The sequence below is a fragment of the Mucilaginibacter gotjawali genome, assembly GCF_002355435.1.
Classification (GTDB): Bacteria; Bacteroidota; Bacteroidia; order Sphingobacteriales; family Sphingobacteriaceae; genus Mucilaginibacter; species Mucilaginibacter gotjawali.
Genome location: NZ_AP017313.1, coordinates 457,320 through 474,383, shown reverse-complemented (window position 1 = coordinate 474,383; position 17,064 = coordinate 457,320). Strand labels below are relative to the sequence as shown.

Annotated in this window: 16 protein-coding genes; 4 read left to right on the top strand and 12 right to left on the bottom strand. The window is 44.8% G+C overall.

The window, feature by feature from the left end; translation table 11 throughout:
• Window positions 1-453: an RDD family protein gene (locus tag MgSA37_RS02145; protein ID WP_096349629.1), complete on the bottom strand. Its 453-nt coding sequence runs from the start codon at window positions 451-453 to the stop codon at window positions 1-3.
• Window positions 454-481: 28 nt separating this feature from the next.
• Window positions 482-877, bottom strand: a complete 396-nt coding sequence (locus MgSA37_RS02140; protein ID WP_096349628.1) for a DoxX family protein — start codon at window positions 875-877, stop codon at window positions 482-484.
• Window positions 878-1,044: 167 nt separating this feature from the next.
• Here MgSA37_RS02140 and hemA point away from each other — a divergent pair, with 167 nt between their 5' ends.
• Entirely contained in the window at window positions 1,045-2,268 is a 1,224-nt protein-coding gene (gene hemA / locus MgSA37_RS02135) for a glutamyl-tRNA reductase (protein ID WP_096357199.1), read from the top strand.
• Window positions 2,269-2,813: 545 nt separating this feature from the next.
• On the opposite strand, the gene MgSA37_RS02130 is transcribed toward hemA, so the two are convergent.
• The 3 genes from MgSA37_RS02130 to MgSA37_RS02120 all read right to left on the bottom strand — a co-directional run bounded on the left by MgSA37_RS02130 (window position 2,814) and on the right by MgSA37_RS02120 (window position 5,024).
• Entirely contained in the window at window positions 2,814-3,620 is an 807-nt protein-coding gene (locus MgSA37_RS02130; protein WP_096357197.1) for an outer membrane beta-barrel protein, read from the bottom strand.
• Between the two features lie 83 nt (window positions 3,621-3,703).
• A complete protein-coding gene (locus tag MgSA37_RS02125; protein WP_096349627.1) occupies window positions 3,704-4,471 on the bottom strand; it encodes a hypothetical protein in 768 nt (255 codons plus the stop codon).
• Window positions 4,455-5,024 carry an RNA polymerase sigma factor gene (locus tag MgSA37_RS02120; protein ID WP_096349626.1) on the bottom strand — a complete coding sequence of 190 codons (570 nt, stop codon included), beginning with the start codon at window positions 5,022-5,024 and terminating at the stop codon, window positions 4,455-4,457. Before MgSA37_RS02120 ends, MgSA37_RS02125 begins: the two co-directional genes overlap by 17 nt.
• Window positions 5,025-5,123: 99 nt before the next feature.
• On the opposite strand from MgSA37_RS02120, the gene MgSA37_RS02115 reads away from it, so the two are divergent.
• The 3 genes from MgSA37_RS02115 (at window position 5,124) to MgSA37_RS02105 (ending at window position 9,849) form a co-directional block, all read left to right on the top strand.
• A complete protein-coding gene (locus tag MgSA37_RS02115; RefSeq protein ID WP_096349625.1) occupies window positions 5,124-6,398 on the top strand; it encodes a metal-dependent hydrolase family protein in 1,275 nt (424 codons plus the stop codon).
• A 204-nt stretch (window positions 6,399-6,602) separates the two neighbouring features.
• A complete protein-coding gene (locus tag MgSA37_RS02110; RefSeq protein WP_096357195.1) occupies window positions 6,603-8,804 on the top strand; it encodes an alpha-galactosidase in 2,202 nt (733 codons plus the stop codon).
• Window positions 8,805-8,823: 19 nt separating this feature from the next.
• A complete protein-coding gene (locus MgSA37_RS02105; protein WP_096349624.1) occupies window positions 8,824-9,849 on the top strand; it encodes a type II secretion system protein GspG in 1,026 nt (341 codons plus the stop codon).
• A gap of 18 nt (window positions 9,850-9,867) precedes the next feature.
• Here the strand turns inward: MgSA37_RS02105 and ilvA are convergent, their stop codons facing one another.
• The 7 genes from ilvA to leuC all read right to left on the bottom strand — a co-directional run bounded on the left by ilvA (window position 9,868) and on the right by leuC (window position 17,013).
• Window positions 9,868-11,106, bottom strand: a complete 1,239-nt coding sequence (gene ilvA, locus MgSA37_RS02100) for a threonine ammonia-lyase IlvA (RefSeq protein WP_096349623.1) — start codon at window positions 11,104-11,106, stop codon at window positions 9,868-9,870.
• A 4-nt stretch (window positions 11,107-11,110) separates the two neighbouring features.
• Complete coding sequence (locus tag MgSA37_RS02095; protein ID WP_096349622.1) at window positions 11,111-12,277, bottom strand: 2-isopropylmalate synthase; 1,167 nt, start codon at window positions 12,275-12,277, stop codon at window positions 11,111-11,113.
• 146 nt (window positions 12,278-12,423) lie between these two features.
• Entirely contained in the window at window positions 12,424-13,182 is a 759-nt protein-coding gene (locus MgSA37_RS02090; RefSeq protein WP_096349621.1) for a class I SAM-dependent methyltransferase, read from the bottom strand.
• Between the two features lie 97 nt (window positions 13,183-13,279).
• A complete protein-coding gene (leuB, locus tag MgSA37_RS02085) occupies window positions 13,280-14,344 on the bottom strand; it encodes a 3-isopropylmalate dehydrogenase (protein ID WP_096349620.1) in 1,065 nt (354 codons plus the stop codon).
• A gap of 105 nt (window positions 14,345-14,449) precedes the next feature.
• Window positions 14,450-15,046, bottom strand: coding sequence for a 3-isopropylmalate dehydratase small subunit (leuD, locus tag MgSA37_RS02080; RefSeq protein WP_096349619.1), 597 nt, complete (start codon window positions 15,044-15,046; stop codon window positions 14,450-14,452).
• A gap of 90 nt (window positions 15,047-15,136) precedes the next feature.
• Window positions 15,137-15,559 (bottom strand): GxxExxY protein, encoded by a 423-nt coding sequence (locus MgSA37_RS02075; RefSeq protein ID WP_232010767.1) that lies wholly within the window; start codon window positions 15,557-15,559, stop codon window positions 15,137-15,139.
• Window positions 15,560-15,609: 50 nt separating this feature from the next.
• On the bottom strand, window positions 15,610-17,013 hold the full coding sequence (gene leuC / locus MgSA37_RS02070; RefSeq protein WP_096349618.1) for a 3-isopropylmalate dehydratase large subunit: 1,404 nt from the start codon (window positions 17,011-17,013) through the stop codon (window positions 15,610-15,612).
• Between the last annotated feature and the right edge of the window lie 51 nt (window positions 17,014-17,064).

Sequence of the window (17,064 nt, the reverse complement as noted above, 5' to 3'; positions counted from 1 at the left end):
CTAAAATGTCACTTCAGTTTCTATAATGTCTGATTTTTTTACAACAACTGTATCAGCAAGCAAGTCGCCCAGGCGTTGAAATTTTGGTGTATTACAAATACAAATTAAGGCTGGTATCCCGTAAAACATTATATCTATTGGATCAACTACTCTTCGTTTAAAGGCGTCCCAAAATGATATTTTATCACCATTAGTTCTAACAACAATCAGTTTGCAAATATCATGACCGGGTGTTGCCTGGTTAATGGCCTCTGTGCCTGGAAAATAAAGAAACCAAAAAATAAAAAGTGGCAGGGCGGGCAAACCATTAACCTCCATTGCCCCATCCGGGTTTTTTACTCCAAAAACATAGCAATAAAGGAAAAATATAGTCAAATAGATACTGTAGTCAATTAAGGTGGCAAATATTCGCAGTTTAACATACCGCTTGTATTCAACTTTATGGAATATCATTCTTTAAAATTAACCGTCGAATGTACTCCTAATTTTTCTCTTTCACGGCAAAATCTGTATACCACCAGGCCCATAAAATAAGCACTGGCTGTAGCACCACCAACCTCAACCAGGCAATAAACGGCGTTACTTTTAAATCGCCGAGCATAAACGGTGCGTCGATCACCATTTTGATGTGGACCGGTAAAAAAGCGACCAGCATTAATATGATTCCCCATGCGGCCAGCCTGCGGGTTTGAGTGAATAGCAGCATGATGGCAAAACCTATTTCGAAATTGCCGGCCGCAATATTCAAAATTTCAGGATGAGGAAAGTAAGGCGGTATTATTTTGATGTAGGAAGCCGGGCTCCTGAAATGGTTAAGGCCTGCTGCACCATAGCCGACTACCATGATGACGAGGCTTATTTTTTTAAGTTTATGCATGATTTGTGATATAAAATTTTTTAAAAGGGCATTTTCACCAAATAAATACGATAAAAACAGGCTTTGGATTTAATTTGTAATCATTCTAAATACATCGGTATGACAAAGTATTGACACGTGATGTTGTTTATCCTATTATTTTTGTCGGGTTAAATTTTAAAATTGCTTTGAAGTATCTAAAGGTAATCGCTTTTACGCACAAACAGATCGAGCTGAAGGAGTTGGGAAAATTGGTGATTTGCCAGGAAAATCTAACAGATAAACTTCACCGGGTTAAACAGGAATTCGGCATTTCGGAGATTTTTTACCTGGGTACCTGCAACAGGGTTGAGTTTGTGATGATTACCGACCGCGTGGTGGATAAAGAATTCGCAAAGCAATTTATGTACTCGCTGCAAATGGGCCTGTGCCCTGTATCTACCAGCGCGTTTTTAGAAGCCGCCGCCATTTACGAAAACCGCGAAGCCCTTGATCACCTGTTACGTACTTCCTGCTCATTGGAAAGTTTGATCGTTGGTGAAAAAGAGATCCTGGCGCAATTACGCAAAGCCTACGATAGCTGCCGCGAGGCCGGTCTTACCGGCGACGGGCTGCGCATGTTTATGAACTGCGTGGTTAAAACCGCCAAAGAGGTTTATACGCATACCAATATTTCAAAGAACCCGATTTCGGTGGTCTCGCTGGCTTACCGAAAGTTAAGGGACCTGAAACTTTGCACGAATGCCCGCGTACTGATCATCGGCGCAGGCGAAACCAACCTCAATCTTTCAAAATACCTTCAAAAGCATAAATTCACCAACTTCACTATATTTAACCGCACCCTGTCAAAAGCCAAACAACTGGCCGCTGACCTTAACGGGGAAGCGTTTGACCTGGAGGCATTAAAAAGTTATAAAAAAGGGTTTGACGCCATCATTACCTGTACCTCATCTGTCGAGCCAATCATCACGCCCGAAATATATGCGGGTTTGCTGAATGGCGAAACCGACAGGAAAACGATCGTCGACCTTGCCGTTCCGAATGATACTGCGCCGGAAGTACTGGAGCAGTTCCCGGTTAACTTTATCGAGGTGCACTCCTTAAATGAAGTTGCTAAAAAGAATTTGCAGGAACGCTATGAAGAACTTAGCGACGCCGAAGCCATCATCAACGATAATATATCCGCTTTTTTACTGGAGCTAAAACAACGCCGCATTGAAGTGGCTATGCGCCAGGTACCCGAAAAGATCAAGGAAATCCGCAATACCGCCATTAATTCTGTTTTTGCCGACGAAGTGCAGGGTATGGACCAGCAGAGCCGCGACGTGCTGGAGAAAGTGATCAACTACATGGAGAAAAAATATATCAGCGTACCCATGATCATGGCGAAGGATATATTGATCAATAATTGATCAGTCGATTTTTTCCTTTCAAATTTTTAATTTTTTTTTCTCTTTGAAATAGCAATTACAGCCTGGAAAATGGCTTTTAACGCGGAGGCTCCTATGGAGCCTTAAAAACGATTCCAATTTTTTCTATAAACAGGTTGAGGCTGTATCAAAAGTCTCTCCATGTAAAAGGTAACCAAATTATATTTTGAACCGTTAGGTCTTTCTGGCCATAGTGTTCTTTCTTCGTGCCTTTTGTGGTAAAAAAACAAACCGCAAAGGGCACAAAGTATTCACTAAGAACACTAAGTCCAAATTTTATTTCGCTTGCTTTTTAGTTCATAGACTTTTGATACAGCCTCTAATAATAAAGTGCCTGTCAGACTCCGGAGGAGTCTCGTGTTTATAGCAGAATAAAATTGAAAATTATAGCTCCATAGGAGCCTCCTCTCGGTCGTGTTATTTTAAAGCGATTTCCCTTCATTACAACTAAATCCCAATTGGCCAGCTAAAAACACAAAAAGGCCAATAAAGGCCTTTCTATATTAGTTACTGGATTTTTTTCTGTATCAGAACCCAAGCGTAAACCCAAAAGCAAAGTCTTTTAAACCTGCCTGCGCGGGGCTGTTCTCAAACATATCATTGGCGTAGTATTTGGCAAAGATCCCAAAGTCGCCATAACCGATCCTGGCGAAACCACCATACCTGAAGGTTGCAAAATGATAATTATCATAGAATTTCTTCTTGCCAAATTCGGAGCTGATCTGTTTAACCATACCATCCAGCAGGAAGCCACCTTCGGGGCCGAAGACGAAATGCCAGCGTTCGCCATGTTCATCCATTTTGGTGCGAAAATCAAATGACAAGGGGATGCGCAGGTAGCTGGCTGAAAAACGGTTCTTACTGTAACCAATGCTATCCTGGCGATAAGTTAACACCGGCTGGTTGGGCAATATGGTAATATTGTTCCGCAGGCGGATCAGTGTCCAGTCGAAGCCGCCGGAGATAAAGATCTTGAACTGCGGGTTAAGCTTCACGCCCATCTGGAACACATCAAAACCTACGTTGCTGGTCTTCCATTGGCGATAGCTTAAAAACTGGTTTTGGGGTTTCAATGTAAAGCTGCCATTATCCACCAAAGTGGCCAAACCGAGGTCGAACCTGGCAAAGGTAATGCCGATAAAGGCTTTGGGGTATCTCCCTTCGTGGTGACTGGTAGTATCGCGCTTGTGGTGTCCATGAAAATTTACGGAGAAATTCAATCCATCTTCACGGGTGGAATCTTTTGTATTTTTTGTACTATCTGCTGTTTTGTTTTGCCCAAAGGCCAATACGGTGCCTGCCAGCAATATTGCTGTAAAAAGTATACGTTTCATGTTTATGATTAAATTAAATGGTGTACAATTTTTTTCCTGCGTAGTAATGGGTTTAAAACCCATTACTACGGTATAAGGCGTTTTTATTCTCTTTTTTTAATTTTTATAATGCCCAGGTTAACACCTGTTAAGTGGCTTTCGCCGTCGTCATCGGCCGAAAATTCAATTATTTTATCCCTGCGTTTATCCACCTTCGCTACCAGCACATTCACCAGGTCGCCAAAACTGTGTATACTGCGCCGTGTTTTTACCGCAGTTGTATCCTTTTGAGCGGGCTTAACCGGCAATGCCGCAATTTGGGCTTGAGCTATGTAGTCAGTCACCTGGTCGGGGGCTTGTTTAGCGATCAGCGGTGTTGCATTATCCGGCACTACGGCCCTGGCCGGCAGTTGTTTCGGCACATTGGCGATTGCCTGCTGCTGCGCCGGTTGAATATTTATTGCCGGCTTAGGGCTGCTGTCAATCGTTGTAACTATACTGTTAGTGGCGGCTTTTTTATGCGATGCCATTGCTATGTTGGCTATACGGTTCTCTATAACCGGCTTGGATGTTGCCAACGGCGCTGCAGCTATTAAGGATACCCTTTTTACCGAAGGTGGGGCCTTGACAACCACCGGCGTTACTTGCCCCTTACTTTTTACAGCTTCTTTTTGAGGGATAAAAAGCAAACCGGCGCCAACCAAAACAACAATGCTGGCTGCAACGCTTAAAAATGGCGTCAGGATAGTCTTTTTATTAGCCGGATTTATTTCAGCCGCTATTGCGGGCCATACATTGGCTGATGGTTCCATTTCAAACCCTTCCAGTTGCGAGCGGAAGAGCTCGTCCATTTCCTTATCCTGCATATCCATATTTTTTTCCTTCCAATTTTATTACCTGTTCTCTTAATATACTTCGCGCCCTCGACAGTTGTGATTTTGAAGCGCCTTCCGTTATTCCGGCTATTGCCGCAATCTCTTTATGCGAATAACCCTCGATCGCGTAAAGGTTAAATACAATGCGATATCCCGGCGACAGCTGCCTGATCAGCATCAACAAATCTTCTGCAGCCAGTTTGGCCGTTGCCAGCGGGTTTGATGACGTTTCGCTGCCGGCTTCTTCAATATCCACTACCTGCATCATTTTATGGTGCTTGCGGTAATACTCAATGGAGCTGTGCACCATAATGCGCCTGATCCAGCCTTCAAATGAGCCTTCACCGCGATAGTCGGCCAGTTTTTGAAACACTTTAATGAACCCGTTTTGCAGCATATCCTCGGCCTCCATTTTGTCGGTGGCGTACCTGAAACAAACCCCCAGCATTTTCGAAGCAAACTGCTTGTACAGCAATTCCTGTGCTTTGCGCTCACCGGCTTTGCATCGTTTTATTAATTCTTCTATATGGTAAGTTTGCTCCAAAAACATATAATTTACAGGTAAGATGGAAAGAGGGGTACAATGGTTGCATCAGGCTGAAAATAAAATTAATTTTTATGTTTTAAAGGAACCTCTATCTTTATAAAAATGAAATCATTTCAACTCTCTTTTTTGGCGATACTGCTCATGTTCGTCCATGTTTTCGCCCAGCCAAAAGCCGAAGATAGTTATACCCTGCTGAAGCCCGACCGGGTTTTCGACGGGCAGCAAATGCATACCGGATGGTGGGTATTGGTAAAAGGGAACCACATTGAGGCAGTTGGTAAGCCGACATCTGTAAACGCTCCGGCTTCTTCTAAAATAATCGACTTAAAAGGCACAACCCTGATGCCGGGAATGATAGAGGGCCACTCACATCTTTTTCTTCATCCCTATAATGAAACCAGCTGGAACGACCAGGTGCTTACCGAAAGCCGTGCGGAACGCACCGCCCGCGCCGTAATGCACGCTAAAGCAACGCTACTTGCAGGTTTTACCACCGTTCGCGACTTGGGTACCGAAGGTGCGGGGTATGATGACGTCGGCCTAAAAACCGCTATTGAAAAGGGAATAATCCCCGGCCCGCGGATGCTGGTAGCTACCCGGGCCATAGTGGCGACAGGCAGCTATGGGCCGAAAGCTTTGGTAAACGAGGCGGATATATTAAAAGGCGCCGAAGAGGCGGACGGCGTTGACGGCATTACCCATGCTGTGCGGTCGCAGATAGGACATGGTGCGGACGTGGTGAAAATTTATGTAGACTACCGCTGGGGACTTAATGAAAGCGCTGAACCTACTTTCACTTTGGATGAATTGAAAACTGCTGTGGATGTTGCCCATAGCAGCGGCAGGACAGTTGCCGTGCATTCGGGTACCACAGAAGGAATGCGGCGGGCTATCCTGGCCGGCGTGAATACCATTGAACATGGCGACGGAGGTACGCCCGAACTTTTTGCCATGATGAAAGAGAAAGGTATCGCCCTTTGCCCCACCATTTCGGCAACCGAAGCTATTGCAACTTATCACGGCTGGAAAAAAGGGATTGATCCCGATCCCGCAGGCGTTAAACAAAAGCATTATATTTTTACCGAAGCCCTTAAAGCCGGCGTTACTATTTGCATGGGCGGCGACGTGGGTGTTTTTACCCATGGCGATAATGCCCGCGAAATGCTGCTGATGGTTGAGTACGGCATGAAACCCATCGATGTTTTGCGATCGGCAACATCCGTAAACGCAGGTGTTTTTGGGTTAAAAGAATTGGGCAATATAAAAAACGGCTATCTTGCCGACCTGGTTGCTGTTACAGGCGACCCGACCGAAGATATAAAAGCTGTAAAGCTGGTTAAACTTGTGATGAAGGACGGTGTTATCTATACCAATTAATGTAAACTGATTTAGAATATTTTAGTGCCTAAAAAGTACTGTTCAAACTGGCCCAGTGCGAATCCCCTCTCGAGAGGGGGCAGGGGTGTGTTAGCCAACATGCCGGTGAACACACCCCTGCCACAACACAAGCCTGCACACCCCCTCTCAAGAGGGGAACTAAAATATTGAATTCGTTTTTTTGCTTAAAAATAATTTATGACCATGTATAAAGTCTACTCAAATGCGTCTTGGAAGGGGATAATTCCTCTTTTATTTTTAATAATAAGCATTTCAACAGCGAACGCGCAATCCATCACCATCCCCGTTGAGACGAAGGACAACGCGCTGGTATTACAGGTAAGCCCCGAAAAATACCTGAATACGGTGTATTTCGGCAAAAGGCTTTCTGATAAAAATGAATATAACGCCACGGCCAAAGCCTTTCGCCTTGACGGCAATACCGAAGGATACAACTCTGCCTACACAACAGCCGGATCACGCAACCTGCTTGAACCTGCCATTGCGGTTACCCATGCAGATGGCAACCAGTCGCTCGACCTTAAATATGTGAGTCACCTGGTGACGAGGATCAATGACGACGTCAGTTTGCTGAGCATCCGCCTGAAAGACTCCGTTTATGATTTCGAAGTCACCCTCAACTACCAGACTTATTTTAACGAAGATGTTACCGAACAATGGAGTGTGATCACCCATCACGAAAAGCATGATGTAACGCTGCGCAAGTACGCCTCTGCCAATCTTTACCTGCAGGCAGGCTCGTACTGGCTGAAACATTTTCATGGCGACTGGGCGCAGGAAATGCGACCTGAAGAAGAACAGCTTGATCATGGTATCAAAACGCTGGATTCCAAATTGGGTAGCCGGGCTGATCTTTTTGAACCGCCGGTATTTATGGTGTCGTTAAACAAACCTTCCGGTGAGGATGACGGAGAAGTTTTATATGGCAATATGGAGTGGAGCGGCAATTATCGTATGGATTTTGAGGTTGATCCTTCCAATAACCTGCGGTTGATCGCAGGCATCAACAACTATGCTTCCGCCTATGTGCTTAAGCCAGGTGTAGAGTTTACCACTCCGAAATTTGTTTATACCCTGAGTAATAAGGGCAAAGGCGAGGCCAGCAGAAATCTGCAAAGCTGGGCCCGCAAATATAAAATTGTGGATGGCGAAGGCCCGCGTTTAACCTTGCTGAACAATTGGGAATCGACTTTTTTTGATTTTGATGAGCATAAACTGGCCGATATTTTAAAAGATACCAAAACGCTTGGCGTCGATTTATTTTTATTGGACGATGGCTGGTTCGGCAATAAGTACTCCCGCAATGGCGATCACCAGGGCTTGGGCGACTGGCAGGAAAACAAAGCCAAACTGCCTGATAACATCGCCTTTTTAACTAAAGCCGCAAGCGGCGACGGCGTAAAGTTTGGGATCTGGGTAGAACCTGAAATGGTGAACCCTAAAAGCGAACTTTATGAAAAACACCCCGACTGGGTGGTAAAGCAACCGCAACGCCCCGAATATTATATGCGTAACCAGCTGGTGCTCGATCTGAGCAACCCTAAGGTGCAGGACTTTGTGTTTAATGTCGTTGATAACTTATTCGTCAAAAATCCGGACCTGGCTTATATCAAATGGGATTGTAATTCGGTGATCTATAACGCGCATTCGGCTTATGAAAAAGAGCAGTCTAATTTTTATACGGATTATGTTTTCGGGTTGTATAAAGTGCTTGACCGTTTGCGCGCCAAATACCCCAAAGTGCCCATGATGCTGTGCTCAGGCGGTGGCGGCAGGGTAGATTATGGCGCTTTGAAATATTTTACCGAATACTGGCCCAGCGATAATACCGAACCGCTGGAAAGGATCTTTATCCAATGGGAATATTCCTATTTCTACCCGGCGCTGGCCAGCTCCAACCACGTAACCAACTGGGGTAAAGAACCCATCAAATTCAGGGTTGATGTGGCCATGATGGGCAAACTGGGTTTTGATATTGTGGTTGGCAAACTAAAACCCGATGAACTGGAATTTTGCCAGGATGCGGTTAAAACCTACAAGGAGTTTTCGGAAGCAATATGGCACGGCGACCAATACCGCCTGCAGGATCCCATGGAAAACGATGTAGCCTCCATTATGTATGTCGACACTACAAAAACCAATGCCATTATGTTCAATTACCTGGTGAATAACCGGTATGCGGCAGGCAGCAAACTTCCCATTAAATTAAAAGGGCTTAACCCGGATAAAAACTATGCGATAAGCGAGGTAAATTTATTCCCGGGCACCCAGTCATCCATCACAAATGCCATCTACAGCGGCAAGTTTTTAATGACCGTAGGTATTAACCCCGATGTAAAGGATGGCAGGACAAGTGTTTTGATTGGGGTGAAGGAGCAGAAATAAAATTAATAAACCCTGAGCTATGGAAATTGTAGTTGAAACAACCGAATATGATCATATTGATTTTTGGAGGGACTACAGCTTAAGAAGAAATTGGCTTCAGCGATGTTTGTTTTTAATAATTGCGGGCCTTATTTTATCGGCTTTCAGGCCAATATCATCGGTTTATTTAATAAATCTTTTATTTCTTGGGATCATATTAGCCCCGCTTTTTATCGGGATACCCTATTTTGAATCGAAAAAGAGGATTAGAAAAGCTTACGACAGCATCGTGTCTCCAACTGCCCTCAGAATGTACAAACCATTTGCTTCGGGCATAGAGATTACAGGTGAAAGCCCGGCAACTTTTTTGAGATATGAAGACATCAGGCAAGTGGGGAGAACGGGTAACTTTATATACCTTGTCCCCAAGTTTGGCGGTTATTATCTTTTGCCTGTTGGGTGTTTTTCGTCCGTGGAGGAGATCGAACATTTTTTTAGGGTTGTTAAAAACGGTGTCGCCAACACGAAAGGCGTTCCGGTAAAAGAACCCTTTACTTTTAAGCCAGGGTATTTGGTAGCGATACTTTGCCTGATACCGGTCATAGGCTTCTTTGCAGGTTTGGTGGTGCTCATATTAGGTATCGTTCATTACAAGGATAAAGTGTATATTATCATGGGAGCTATTGGCATGCTTATAACAATTGGTATATATGGCTCGATGATTTATTTTGTACAAACGAGCGGTATCGTAAAAGACGGCTTTGCAAACATCGCCCAAATCCAGCTAAATGACCTGGTGAAAGATATCGAATTTTATAAACTACAAAATGGAGCATATCCTGATAGCCTGCAACAAATCCAAACAAAAGATAGTTTCACTTCTATTGACGACCCTACACAAGCCATTAACGGGAATAAAAAATCAGTTACCTACCAATACCAGCGAAAAGGAAATAAATATTTATTGTTTTCAGTCGGCAAGGACGGGATTGCGAATACTGCCGATGATATTTATCCAAACCTTAGCAATGCGGATACCAGTAAACTTGGTTTTATCAGGAAGTGAGGGCAGTTTTTATGCACCTTACACCAAAAACTCAAACAAAGTCTGTTCCCGGTTTAGTTCGATGACATCAAAACGATAGGCTTCCATGCGTTTTAACAGGGCGGGGTAATCATTGGCGGATTGCAGTTCAATACCTACCAGCGCCGGGCCGCTTTCTTTTTCAGATTTTTTGATGAATTCAAAGCGGGTGATATCATCGTGCGGGCCCAATACATTATTTACGAATAGTTTTAATGCGCCGGGCCTTTGGGGGAAACGAACGATAAAATAATGTTTTAAGCCTTCGTACAGTAATGATTTTTCCTTGATCTCCTGCATCCGGGCTATATCATTATTACCGCCGCTGATGATGCAAACCACTTTTTTGCCTTTGATCTGCTCTTTACATTCATCCAGTACCGCTACCGATAAGGCGCCCGCAGGTTCAACCACAATGGCATCCTCATTGTACAACTTTAATATGGTGGTGCATACTTTACCTTCGGCAACCAGCAGCATTTCATCCAGCACATTGCGGCAAAGATCATAAGTTAACTTACCAACGGTTTTTACTGCGGCGCCATCTACAAAACGGTCAATATCAGGAAGCGTTACGGGGCCGCCGTGCTCAAAGGCTTTCAGCATACTTGGCGCACCTCCGGGCTCAACGCCGATTAAAAAAATATCAGGATTCTGTTGTTTCAAATAAGTGCCAACACCGGCTGCCAGGCCGCCGCCACCAATGGGCATCACTACCACTTCGGTATCCGGCAAGTCTTCCAGTATTTCAACGCCGACGGTTCCCTGGCCTTCAATAACGCTGTAATTATCAAAGGGAGGGATAAAGGTCATTTGATTGGCCTGAGTATATTTTAAGGCTTCGAGCAGGCAGTCGTCAAAAGTATCGCCTACCAAAATAATCTCTACATGGCCGCATCCAAACATTTCGGTCTGGCTGATCTTTTGTTTCGGGGTGATCTCCGGCATAAAGATAACACCCTTTATATTCAGTTTATTGCAGGAAAAAGCAACACCCTGTGCATGGTTACCGGCACTGGCGCACACTACGCCGCGGTGCCGCTCGTCAGCCGTTAGCTGGCTGATCATGTTAAAGGCGCCACGAAGCTTGTAGGACCGCACCGTTTGCAGGTCCTCGCGTTTTAAATAAAGTTCGCAGGCGTATTTTTCAGATAATCGGTCGTTATAAATCAGGGGGGTATGTTTAACCGTCCCTTTTATCCGTTCGTAAGCTGATTCAAAATCAAGGGTTATTTCCACATCACTATTGTCTCACTAACCGGTAAGCCACCAGACTTAGCAGGTCGTTATCATCTATATCCAGTTTAACATCTGCCAGGGTAAGGAAGTTTTTATAAACGTCCTCCAGTTCTTTTTTATCCAGCGAATGGCCCAGCCGCTCCAGGTGGAACTTTAAGGCATGCCTGCCGCTGCGTGCGGTAAGCACGATAGAGGCATTCGGGAAGCCAACGTCTTCAGGCTTAATGATCTCGTAGTTTTCGCGGTTCTTTAAAAAACCATCCTGGTGAATGCCTGAGCTATGTGCAAATGCATTACTGCCCACAATAGCCTTGTTGGCCTGTACCGGCATCCGCATCTGGGTGCTCACCATCCGGCTGATCTCGTAAAAATTACGGGCATTTATGTGGGTATGCAATCCCAGTGTAGGGTGTGTTTTTAAGATCATTACCACTTCCTCAATAGAGGTATTTCCTGCACGTTCGCCAATACCGTTAATGGTACCTTCAATTTGCCTTGCGCCGTATTGTAAACCGGCAACAGAGTTAGCGGTGGCCAGGCCTAAATCGTTATGGCAATGAACGGAGATGATAGCTTTGTCGATGTTCTGAACGTTATCTTTCAGGTATTTTATCTTGCCGCCATATTGCTCGGGCAGGCAATAGCCGTTGGTATCCGGAATGTTTACTACGGTAGCACCGGCAGCAATAACAGCCTCAATCATTTGCGCCAGGAAAGCAACATCGGCACGGCCGGCGTCTTCGGCGTAAAACTCAATATCCTCTACAGATTTTTTGGCATATTTTACCGCGTCAACGGCGCGGGCCAGTATTTCTTCGCGGGTGCTGTTGAATTTATGTTTGATGTGCTGGTCTGAAGAACCTATCCCTGTATGGATCCGCGGGTGTTTGGCATACCTGAGTGATTCTACGGCCACATCAATATCGCCCCTGTTGGCCCTGGTTAAGGCGCAAACAGTAGGATGAGTTACTGATTTGGAGATTTCAACAACACTTTGAAAATCACCCGGGCTTGAAATAGGGAAACCTGCCTCAATAATATCCACCCCCAATGCTTCCAGCTCCCGTGCGATCTCTATCTTTTCAGAAGTAGTTAACTGGCAACCCGGTACCTGCTCGCCATCACGAAGCGTGGTATCGAAAACATAAACGCGGTTTGGATCGTGTATCATATTTTTTAGATTTTTAGATGCGAGATTTGAGATATGAGATTTTTAAAAATCGCACATCGTGCACCCGACATCGGTTATTGCTTTTATTTTATTTTTATATTACTGACGGAGACCCAAGAAAAATCTCATATCTCAAGTCTTATATCTCACATCTCTTTTACAGCCACAAACCTGAGCCGTACATAGTCAGCGTACCAATTGCCGTCCGCTTCATAGTCTTTTTCGAGCAGACCGGTGATCTCTGATAATATCTGGTCCTTTTCGCTCTCATCAATTCCCTCAAAATAAGTAGGGCCAAACATGTTCAGCCACTTGGTAACACCGATCCTGCCATCCTTCAACAAAGTAGGCCGGTCAAAATGAACGGCAAATGTTACCCGGAAGCCCGCATTTTCCAACTTCGTGGTATATTCTCCTAATGAAGGAAAATACCACATTTTCTTTTGCGCCAGTTGATGGTGACCGTATTTTTCGAGCACCTGCTGTGTCGCCGCGATCATGTGCAGCATATTGTCTTTGCCGCCCATTTCGGCAACAAAACGACCGCCGGTTTTCAGGCTATCATAAACACATTTAATAGCCTCGTCTGCTTTGTGCACCCAATGCAACGTAGCGTTGGAGAACACTGCGTCAAACGGTTGATCAAAATGAAAATCGGTGGCATCACCCACTAAGAAATTAATTTCAGGATAGCTCGTTTTCGCTTTCGCGATCATTTCCGCAGAAGCATCCATGCCGACCACTTCAGCGCCATGATCTTTAATTTCCTGTGTCAAATGACCTGTGCCGCAGCCCAGGTCGAGTATGCGCTCGCCCGGCTTTACATCCAGCAATTCCAGAACACTTTCCCCGTATTGAAATACGAAGTCGTGTTTGTCGTCATATAATTCTGCGTTCCATTTCATCTTTTAGTCAAGCCCCCTCTAAATCTCCCCCGGTAGGGGAGACTTTTTCTTTTGTTCTTTTTAAAAGCCCTCCCTACCGGGGAGGGTTGGGAGGGGCTTATAAATATTCCAGCACCTTTTTACCCATGGCTGTTGTACCCAGTATTTTGCTTTTATCAGTGTTGCTGTCGGCAATGTCACCGGTACGGTAGCCTTCTTTCAATGTTTTATCGATAGCATCCTTAATGCTTTTTGCTTCTTCGCTCAGGCCAAAACTGATTTCCAGCATCAGGGCAACTGATAGTATCGACGCCAGCGGATTGGCTTTGTCCTGTCCTGCAATATCATGTGCCGAACCATGGATCGGTTCAAAGAAACCTGTACCATCGCCGATAGATGCTGACGCCAGCATACCCATTGAACCGGCAATTTGTGAAGCCTCGTCGGTTAAAATATCACCAAAAAGGTTAGCGGTTAATACCACATCAAACTTTTTAGGGTTTTTAACTAATTGCATAGCTGCGTTATCTACAAACATGTGCTCAGTTTCCACGTCAGGATATCTTTTAGCAACTTCCTGAACCACTTCGCGCCACAGGCGGGATGTTTCCAGCACGTTGGCCTTATCAACAGAGCATAATCTTTTACCACGAAGCCTTGCTGCTTCGTAGGCTTTGATTGCGATGCGTTCCACTTCGTACCGGTGATAGATCATCAGGTCGGAAGCGGTATCTGCGCTGCGTTTTTTCTCGCCGAAATAAACGTCGCCGGTTAATTCGCGGAAGAATAAAATATTAGTTCCTTTTAAAATCTCGGGTTTTAGGCTCGATGCATTCAGCAACTCGTCAAACAACATGATCGGCCTTAAATTGGCGTATAGGCCCAATCCTTTGCGGATGCCTAATAAGCCCTGTTCAGGCCTTACTTTGGCAGAGGGATCATTGTCATATTTAGCATGACCAACTGCGCCGAATAAAATGGCATCGCTTGCTTTTGCTTTTTCCAAAGTTTCATCAGGCAGCGGGCTGCCGGTTGCTTCAATGGCTTCATGGCCCATTAAAGCTTCATCAAAAGTAAACTCATGGCCATAAGTTTTGCCAATTTGTTCCAATACTGCTTTGCCCCAGGTTGTTACCTCGGCACCGATACCGTCTCCGGAAATTACTAATATATGTTTCTTCATTATTTTGCCCCCCAGCCCCCTAAAGGGGGAGCTGAAAAAGATTGTTTATTGTTATTTACTAATAATCGTTACTGTTTTTATTCCGCCTATTTTTTAATTCCCCCTTTAGGGGGCCAGGGGGCTTTCAAACTCTTCTATTAATTCTTTTTTACTTAAAATATAATCTATATCATCATAGCCGTTGGTCATACAGGCTTTTTTGTAGGGGTTAACCTCAAAAGTTTCCTGTTGGCCGCTGGCGACGATTTTTATGAACTGGTCAACCAGGTCAATCTCTACCACGGCATGCGGGTCAGCGTCAACCGCGTCGAATATTTTCTTCAAAAACTCATCGCTCACCTGCACTGGCAGCAAACCGTTATTTAAAGCATTACCCTTAAAAATATCGGCAAAAAAACTGCTTACTACGGCATCAAAGCCGTAATCAGCAATGGCCCAGGCGGCATGCTCCCTGCTGCTGCCGCAACCGAAGTTTTTACCGGCTACCAGGATCTTCCCGCTGTACACCGGGTGATTTAAAACGAAATCCGGTTTTGGGTTATCATTTTCATCAAATCGCCAGTCGCGGAATAAGTTATTGCCAAAACCTTCGCGGGTGGTGGCTTTTAAAAACCTTGCGGGGATGATCTGGTCCGTATCGATATTTTCGATAGGGAGCGGCACCACGCTGGTTTGTATGTGTTTGAATATTTTAGTTGCCATTTTTAATTTTTCTTGTCTGAACTCGAATTTTTTGAATTAACAGAATTTATTGAATTATTTTTTCGTGTCCTTTAATTCAATAAATCCTGCTCAAATAATTAATTTATTAGCGCCCGGACGGTACTTTCTGTTTAATAGCCTTTTGAACTGCAAACTCTTACTGCCGAAATTTATAAGCAAGCCTATTTTAATATTGTAAGCTTCCAGATAGTTGATTCCTTGAGCCATATGAACATCTTCCAGTTCAATCAATGCTTTCAGCTCCACCATTATCTCTTCTTCAACAAAAAAATCAACCCGCCTGGTCCCGATTAACTCTTCTCTGTAAATCACCGGCATTTCCATCTCTCTAACAAAACCCAAGCCGGCTAAGCCCATCTCAATCTGTAACGCCCTTTGATAAATCACTTCCTGAAAACCATTGCCTAAAGTAGCATGCACCCTCATGGCGCAACCAATTATTTTACTGGTTGGATCGTTGAATTCGTCTGCTGTTCTCCTGACGGCCTCCACTAGTTCAAAATCAAAATTCTATTAATTCTATAAATTCGTTTAATTCGAGTTCAGACAATTAAAAATTCCCTTATATCCGTCACATATCCATTTATCGCCGACGCTGCTGCGGTGAGCGGGCTAGCTAAAAAGGTACGTGAGTTTGGTCCCTGGCGGCCTTCAAAGTTCCGGTTGCTGGTGGATACACAGTATTTACCTGCCGGGATCTTGTCTTCATTCATCGCCAAACAGGCACTGCAGCCCGGTTCGCGCAAAGGGAAGCCAGCTTCACCCAAAATAACATCCAGTCCTTCGCGGATGGCTTGCTCCTGTACCTTTTTTGAACCGGGAACTACCCAAACAGTAACATTTTCCGCTTTGTGCTTTCCTTTTACAAATTCAGCTACCTGGCGCAGGTCTTCAATGCGGGAGTTGGTACAGCTGCCGATAAATACATAATCAATAGGTTTCCCCAATAATTGCTCATCATCATGCAGGCCCATGTATTCCAGCGCTTTTTTGTACGAGCCCTGTTCTTTTTGTTCGAAAGACGAGGTTTCGGGTACATGCTGGGTAACGCCAATGCCCATCCCCGGATTTGTTCCGTAGGTGATCATCGGCTCAATATCTTCGGCTTTAAAGCATAATACTTTATCAAATTGGGCGTCGTCATCAGAATACAGTGTTTTCCAATAAGCAACCGCTTTATCCCAATCTTCGCCTTTGGGAGCAAACTCCCTGCCTTTAACGTATTCAATGGTGGTTTCGTCCGGGGCTATCAAGCCGCAGCGTGCACCCATCTCGATGCTCATGTTGCAAACCGTCATGCGGCCTTCCATGCTCAGCGAGCGGAAAGTATCGCCGGCATATTCAACCGCATAACCCGTACCGCCTGCGGCGCTGATCTGCGAGATGATATAAAGGATAATATCTTTAGCCCCTACGCCTTTTTGCAATTTGCCGTTCACCTCAATCTTCATTCTTTTAGGGCGCGATTGCAGCAAACATTGTGTAGCCAAAACCTGTTCTACCTGCGAAGTGCCTATGCCAAACGCAATAGCGCCGAAAGCACCATGGGTTGAAGTGTGGCTATCACCACAAACATAGGTGCCCCCCGGACGAGTTATACCTAACTCGGGGCCTATAACGTGTACAATGCCCTGGAAAGGATGGCCCAGGCCATACAATTCGATACCGAATTCCTTGCAGTTTTTGGTAAGCATATCCACCTGGTAGCGGGATAGCTCTTCTTTAATGGGTAAATGCTGGTTAATGGTGGGCACATTATGGTCGGCAGTGGCGACCGTTTGTTTTGGCCTTAACACGGGTAATTTTCTGGAACGAAGCCCGTCAAACGCCTGCGGACTGGTTACCTCGTGAATGAAGTGTGTATCAATGTATAAAATATCAGGAAAGCCCTCGTTGCTACTGACGACGTGTGCATCCCAAATTTTATCAAATAATGTCTTAGCCATTTTTCAAGTCTTTAGTCTAAAGTCCGGAGTCGTAAGTACCAGGCCGTTGAC

Bases quoted from the DNA above. Each gene is read 5' to 3' on its own strand.
- MgSA37_RS02115 (WP_096349625.1), top strand. From the start codon at position 5,124: ATGAAATCATTTCAACTCTCTTTTTTGGCGATACTGCTCATGTTCGTC.
- MgSA37_RS02110 (WP_096357195.1), top strand. From the start codon at position 6,603: ATGTATAAAGTCTACTCAAATGCGTCTTGGAAGGGGATAATTCCTCTT.
- leuC (WP_096349618.1), bottom strand. From the start codon at position 17,013: ATGGCTAAGACATTATTTGATAAAATTTGGGATGCACACGTCGTCAGT.
- leuB (WP_096349620.1), bottom strand. From the start codon at position 14,344: ATGAAGAAACATATATTAGTAATTTCCGGAGACGGTATCGGTGCCGAG.
- MgSA37_RS02095 (WP_096349622.1), bottom strand. From the start codon at position 12,277: ATGATACACGATCCAAACCGCGTTTATGTTTTCGATACCACGCTTCGT.
- MgSA37_RS02145 (WP_096349629.1), bottom strand. From the start codon at position 453: ATGATATTCCATAAAGTTGAATACAAGCGGTATGTTAAACTGCGAATA.
- MgSA37_RS02130 (WP_096357197.1), bottom strand. From the start codon at position 3,620: ATGAAACGTATACTTTTTACAGCAATATTGCTGGCAGGCACCGTATTG.
- MgSA37_RS02090 (WP_096349621.1), bottom strand. From the start codon at position 13,182: ATGAAATGGAACGCAGAATTATATGACGACAAACACGACTTCGTATTT.
- MgSA37_RS02105 (WP_096349624.1), top strand. From the start codon at position 8,824: ATGGAAATTGTAGTTGAAACAACCGAATATGATCATATTGATTTTTGG.
- MgSA37_RS02125 (WP_096349627.1), bottom strand. From the start codon at position 4,471: ATGGATATGCAGGATAAGGAAATGGACGAGCTCTTCCGCTCGCAACTG.
- MgSA37_RS02120 (WP_096349626.1), bottom strand. From the start codon at position 5,024: ATGTTTTTGGAGCAAACTTACCATATAGAAGAATTAATAAAACGATGC.
- leuD (WP_096349619.1), bottom strand. From the start codon at position 15,046: ATGGCAACTAAAATATTCAAACACATACAAACCAGCGTGGTGCCGCTC.
- MgSA37_RS02140 (WP_096349628.1), bottom strand. From the start codon at position 877: ATGCATAAACTTAAAAAAATAAGCCTCGTCATCATGGTAGTCGGCTAT.